The 4,769-nt window shown below is 59.6% G+C and carries 7 protein-coding genes; 1 reads left to right on the forward strand and 6 read right to left on the reverse strand.

The features are described from left to right. Positions 1–195: 195 nt before the first annotated feature. Both VNZ65_RS09010 and VNZ65_RS09015 read right to left on the reverse strand, forming a co-directional pair. Positions 196–636, reverse strand: a complete 441-nt coding sequence (locus tag VNZ65_RS09010; RefSeq protein ID WP_325668153.1) for a surface-adhesin E family protein — start codon at positions 634–636, stop codon at positions 196–198. 170 nt (positions 637–806) lie between these two features. Next, positions 807–1,097, reverse strand: coding sequence for a PsiF family protein (locus VNZ65_RS09015; protein WP_325668155.1), 291 nt, complete (start codon positions 1,095–1,097; stop codon positions 807–809). Between the two features lie 212 nt (positions 1,098–1,309). Between VNZ65_RS09015 and VNZ65_RS09020 the strand changes: the two genes are divergently transcribed. Then, positions 1,310–1,546, forward strand: a complete 237-nt coding sequence (locus tag VNZ65_RS09020; RefSeq protein WP_325668158.1) for a hypothetical protein — start codon at positions 1,310–1,312, stop codon at positions 1,544–1,546. A gap of 395 nt (positions 1,547–1,941) precedes the next feature. Here the strand turns inward: VNZ65_RS09020 and VNZ65_RS09025 are convergent, their stop codons facing one another. The 4 genes from VNZ65_RS09025 to VNZ65_RS09040 form a co-directional block, all read right to left on the reverse strand. Then, positions 1,942–2,196 carry a hypothetical protein gene (locus VNZ65_RS09025; RefSeq protein WP_325668160.1) on the reverse strand — a complete coding sequence of 85 codons (255 nt, stop codon included), beginning with the start codon at positions 2,194–2,196 and terminating at the stop codon, positions 1,942–1,944. Positions 2,197–2,300: 104 nt separating this feature from the next. Further along, a complete protein-coding gene (locus VNZ65_RS09030) occupies positions 2,301–3,308 on the reverse strand; it encodes a 2-dehydropantoate 2-reductase (protein ID WP_325668166.1) in 1,008 nt (335 codons plus the stop codon). Continuing rightward, positions 3,308–3,763, reverse strand: a complete 456-nt coding sequence (locus VNZ65_RS09035; RefSeq protein WP_325668162.1) for a DUF962 domain-containing protein — start codon at positions 3,761–3,763, stop codon at positions 3,308–3,310. The genes VNZ65_RS09030 and VNZ65_RS09035 overlap by 1 nt, the downstream gene beginning before the upstream one ends. Positions 3,764–3,801: 38 nt before the next feature. Continuing rightward, a complete protein-coding gene (locus VNZ65_RS09040) occupies positions 3,802–4,569 on the reverse strand; it encodes an AraC family transcriptional regulator (RefSeq protein ID WP_325668164.1) in 768 nt (255 codons plus the stop codon). Positions 4,570–4,769: the final 200 nt, after the last annotated feature.

Raw genomic sequence — 4,769 nt, forward strand, 5'->3', positions numbered from 1 at the left:
TGCCTCATCTGTCGGTATATCGCGCCGGCCTTGGCCCGTAGCGCTAGGCGTGCCAAGGAGACATAGCGGTGCTATGGCGACGAGGCGCAACGACGCGATACGGGTCAAGGACCAGCGAGATGCCGACAGATGAGGCAGGACACGACACTAGCGCAGGCTCCAGCGTAGGTGAGGCTGTGGATGCAGCTTGCCGGCTTATTTGCCGGCGGGCGCCGCTTTGCCGTCGAGCGGGAAGGTGCAGACGAAATTCATCATCACTTCGGCGACCGAGCCGGCGGCCGGTTTCACAAAGGTGGCGCCTTTCAGGGCGTCGCTATGATCGACCTTGGCGCCTGCGCCATCCAGTCCGGCGAACAGAATCTCTTTGCTCAGGCGCAGGGTCTTGGCCTTGCAATCGTACTCGGTGAAATCCTGGTAGGACTGGAAAGTCGCCAGCGCCTTGGGATCGCCGTCGTTCTTGCGTGGCTCCTTGAAGTTCCACATGGACCATGCTTCGCGGATACCCTTGGTTTCCTTGATCGATGCCTGGTCCAGCTTCAGCTCGGAAGTATCGCTGGAACCGACGGATTGCCAGTCGGCGGCGTTGGCCGCTACGCAAGCGAGGCCGAGAGTCAGGGTGAGCGCTAATTTTTTCATGTGGTTTTCCTTATGAGGTGCGTGCAGGGTTCGACTTTGCATAGTAAACATTAATTCCCCCTGCGAGGCGGCAAATTGGTAACAAAATGAAAATCAAAAAAAGCCCCGTACCAGACGGGGCTTTTTGTCTTGCGGCGCCGATGCGGCGCCGCGGATCGCCTGGGCTAACCTTAAGCCTTAGGTTTCGACAGGCATTGCTTCATGAATGCCTTGCGGTCGTCGCCCTTTTTACCGGTAGCGTCGACGTTGCACGACTTCATTTTTTCCTGCTGCGTCGCGGGAGCGGCGGCTGCCGGCTTTGTGCTCAGGCAATCTTTCATGAAAGCCTTGCGGTCATCGCCCGCTTTGCCTGCGGCGTCCTTGTTGCAGGTTGCCATCTTGCTTTGCTGCGAATTTGCGGCAAATGCAGGATTGAAGATGAAGCAGCAAGCGAGCAGTGCCAGACCTGACAGTTTTTTCATGGTTTTCTCCGTTTCCAACAGTTGGGGTAGACCGCCTGACCGAAAGCAGTGAGGCTTGCTGCATTACAGCACGAAAATTGTCTGCTGCCAATATGTCAGCTATATGCATATGCGATGCCGGCATAAAGGCCTGTTTGCATGGCAGCCGCATAATGATATTCATAAATTGCATGACTCGTATGTGAAACCGAAATTGGATTAGTCATTTCAACATGTCTATACTGCATTGCAACATAGAAGACAAAATGAAAGGGCCTGTTATGATCTCTCCTCCACTGCCGATGTCGGCACGCAATATCGCACACAGCATGCAGGCGCAAGCGCGTCTGGACGCACGCAAGTTCAGCAGCAAAAGCACAATTCAGCAAGAACCAGGTCTGCTCGACAAAATCCTGGCAATCTGGAGCGCGCCGTACAAAAGAATGAGCGGCTCTTTCCTGCGCTTCTGAATCCAGAGCGCCTGCAGTACCGACTAGCCCCGCCGCCTGCGGGGCTTTTTATTGCCCGCAACAAAACCGCCACCGCCGAGTTACCCACAGAAATTGTGCGCAAGCCTGTTGATAACCTTGCAGTGGACAATCCAAGTATTTGATTTACATGGAATTTTAGCCGCTGCATGCGACAGGGTCAGACACGTGGCTATATGTCGTTCACGCTTCGACAGAGCCATGCATGCCCTGTATATTTGCCACAGGCAAAAAAAAAGCCCGCTCACCTTGCGGTCGCGGGCTGAATCCAAACCTTAGGAGGTGTTGGAGGAGACAGGTGTAACTATATGGCGATGCAGCATGCGTGTCTGCTTTATTTGCCTGATAACAGATATTCGATAACTATATATCTCAAATCACTTGCGCATGCCGTCATGGCCGCGGCACGCATCTGCGCGCGCCTTGCGCATGGCGCCATCCTTGCAACGCATCACACTGTGCGTGTTCACGCGGTTTTTCCCATCGTAAAAAGATTCCGGACGGCGGTCGTTCCTGGCATCAGGATGCCCTTCCAACCCCATGCCCGGCTCCGCCCGCCTTGGCTCGTCCTGCGCATGCGCAACAGGGGCAATCGCCAGCAACAGCGCCAGCACGCTGAATAGCTTCTTCATATATCGGACCTTTCGTAAGCAATGCATGAACAAAACGGATCACAGATACAACCACCTAGCTTCGAGCCAATCTACGCCCTTACGTTCAATTCGCCAAGAATTTCTTATCCGGCGCGCAATGCCTGGTACAGAGCATCTCCCTGCCAGGATGGCAAAGCGGCGCCCTCGGCAGCATGGATCAGCGCCGTGATACGGCGATTGGCCGGCGCATCCTGGTCCAGCGACTGCGCCAGGCCGACAATCGCGCCATTCAGGTAATCGACCTCGGTCAAGCGTCCTGCCTGCAGGTCTTCCCACATGGAGGAACGCGCTTGCGGATCGATTTTCAGCATGGTTGCCGCTATCCGCGTGAAAACCGCGTCGGGCAAACGCAACAGCGGCGGCAGCAATCGCGGCGCGACCTTGGCGATTTTTGCCGGACGGATGCCGGCGGCGCGCAGCAACTGCAACGCCTCCTCGATCAGCAAGGCCAGGCAACGCCGGTAGGCGCGTTGCGACAGCTGGCTTTTAAGCGGCAGGCCGGACAGCGCATTGAGGGCATTGTTGAGGTTAAGCAGCAGCTTGCCCCATTGGACAGCGTCAAAGTCGGCGCATGGCTGGATCGGCAGGTGGGCCTGGCTGAAGACGGCTTGCCATGGCGCCAGCGCGGCGCTGGCTTCGATCATCAGTTCGCCGCCGCTGCCGCGATGAAAGCGGCTGCCCGCCATTTGCACCACATTGAACGGCACCATGCCCGCCAATACCTGCCAGCCAGGCAAAGCGCGGCGCAAGGCAGCGGCATTGCCGACGCCGTTTTGCAAGCTGACCACCAGCGCCGACGGCCGCGCGTGCTGCGCAATGACGGCGCCAGCGGCGGCGCTGTCGGCGCTCTTCACCGTGACCAGGATCAGCTCGGCATCAGTCAGTGCGAACGGATTTTCCTGATAAGGGAAGCCGGCAGCGGCCAGCTGCTGCCGGCGCCCCTCGAGATCGCTCAGCAGCACGCCCTGCCCGGCGATCTGCCGGCGCATGCGGGCGCGCCCTATCATGACCACATCGGCGCCGGCGGCATGCAACGAGGCGCCGATATAGACGCCGATCGAGCCGGCGCCGAACACCGCGATCCTGGCCATCAATAAGCGATATGCAGGCGGCGGTAGAGGAAGCCCAGCACAAACAGCGGGCCGATCAGCAGGAAGCGCAAGTCATCGAAGAAGGACGGTTTCTTGCCTTCGATCTTGTGGCCGACGAACTGCCCGATCCAGGCCAGCACGAACACCGTGATCGACAGCGGCAGCACCCACTGCGGCGGCAGCACGTAGAGCAGCGCCAGCATTGCCGCCAGCATCAGCAGCATGCCGACGGCCAGCGGCGCCGACAGTGAAAAGTAATACAACATGGCGGCCACGGCGCCGGCCAGCGCTACCCAGGGATGGATTGTCCATAACAGACCCAGCACGGTGAAGACAATCACCGGCACGCAAATGAAGTGGATCACTTCATTGACCGGGTTGAGGTGGCTTTCGGAATACTTGGCGAGCAGGCTGTCGATCGCCCGGCCCGTTTGCGCTTGTGTAGTGTGGTTCATGACGGTCTCCGTTCTTGTATTACAACCATCTTAGACCATCATTTTTCCTCGTGCTTGAACGCAATCGTCATCTTTTGCAGCTCCGAGGGCACGACGCCGAAGGTATTGCGGAAAGTGCGGCTCATGTGGGCCAGGTCGGCAAAACCGGCGCGGTGGGCGGCGTCGGTCATGTTAGCGCCGGCGGCGACCGCTTCCACCGCCGCCATCAGGCGCGACCACAGCAGGTAGCGCGACAGCGACAGCCCGGTCTGCTGGCGGAACAGGTGGGTAAAGCGGCTGGCCGACAAATGCACGGCCGCGGCCAGCGCGGCGCCGTTGAGGGAATCGCGCGGATGGGCGGCGACGGCGGCCAGCGCCTGGCTGATGCGTTGGTCGAAACCCGGCCGCGCCAGCTGGTACAAGCTGCTGCATGCCAGCCAGTCCTGGCTCAGTTGTTCGGCGCGCGCCAGGTCGAGGCCGCCATCGCGCGCCAGTGCAAGGCTGGCGCGCACCGCCGCGAAAGCAGCAGCATTGCCATAGTCGGCCTGCAGCAGGCTGTGCGCCGCCGGCGAACGCTGCGGCAATTCGATGAACAAGTGCGCCAGCAGGGTAGCTTCGCAATGGATCTGGTGCGGCTGGTTGGATGAAAAAATGGCGGCGCGCGTGGTGGTCCAGGGCTGATCGGGGGACAGGCGCGCCTGGAACGGCGCGTCCAGGCCCCAGGTCAGCTGGGTGGCGAAATGAGCGTGGAACTTCGAGTCGATGCCAGGGCCGATCACCAGCGAGCGGCCGCGCCAGAGAAACAGATGCGCGTGTTGCGTCTTCATCAATCTACTGTCCTCGCAGGAAACCACGCTTGCCGCAGGAAATACAGCGCTAGTGTCGCGTCCTGCCTCATCTGTCGGCATCTCGCTGGTCCTTGACCCGTATCGCGTCGTTGCGCCTCGTCGCCATAGCACCGCTATGTCTCCTTGGCACGCCTAGCGCTACGGGCCAAGGCCGGCGCGATATACCGACAGATGAGGCA

It is taken from the genome of Collimonas sp. (assembly GCF_035566555.1).
Lineage (GTDB): Bacteria > Pseudomonadota > Gammaproteobacteria > Burkholderiales > Burkholderiaceae_D > Collimonas.

Bases quoted from the DNA above. Each gene is read 5' to 3' on its own strand.
- VNZ65_RS09020 (WP_325668158.1), top strand. From the start codon at position 1,310: ATGTCTATACTGCATTGCAACATAGAAGACAAAATGAAAGGGCCTGTT.
- VNZ65_RS09025 (WP_325668160.1), bottom strand. From the start codon at position 2,196: ATGAAGAAGCTATTCAGCGTGCTGGCGCTGTTGCTGGCGATTGCCCCT.
- VNZ65_RS09030 (WP_325668166.1), bottom strand. From the start codon at position 3,308: ATGGCCAGGATCGCGGTGTTCGGCGCCGGCTCGATCGGCGTCTATATC.
- VNZ65_RS09010 (WP_325668153.1), bottom strand. From the start codon at position 636: ATGAAAAAATTAGCGCTCACCCTGACTCTCGGCCTCGCTTGCGTAGCG.
- VNZ65_RS09035 (WP_325668162.1), bottom strand. From the start codon at position 3,763: ATGAACCACACTACACAAGCGCAAACGGGCCGGGCGATCGACAGCCTG.
- VNZ65_RS09040 (WP_325668164.1), bottom strand. From the start codon at position 4,569: ATGAAGACGCAACACGCGCATCTGTTTCTCTGGCGCGGCCGCTCGCTG.
- VNZ65_RS09015 (WP_325668155.1), bottom strand. From the start codon at position 1,097: ATGAAAAAACTGTCAGGTCTGGCACTGCTCGCTTGCTGCTTCATCTTC.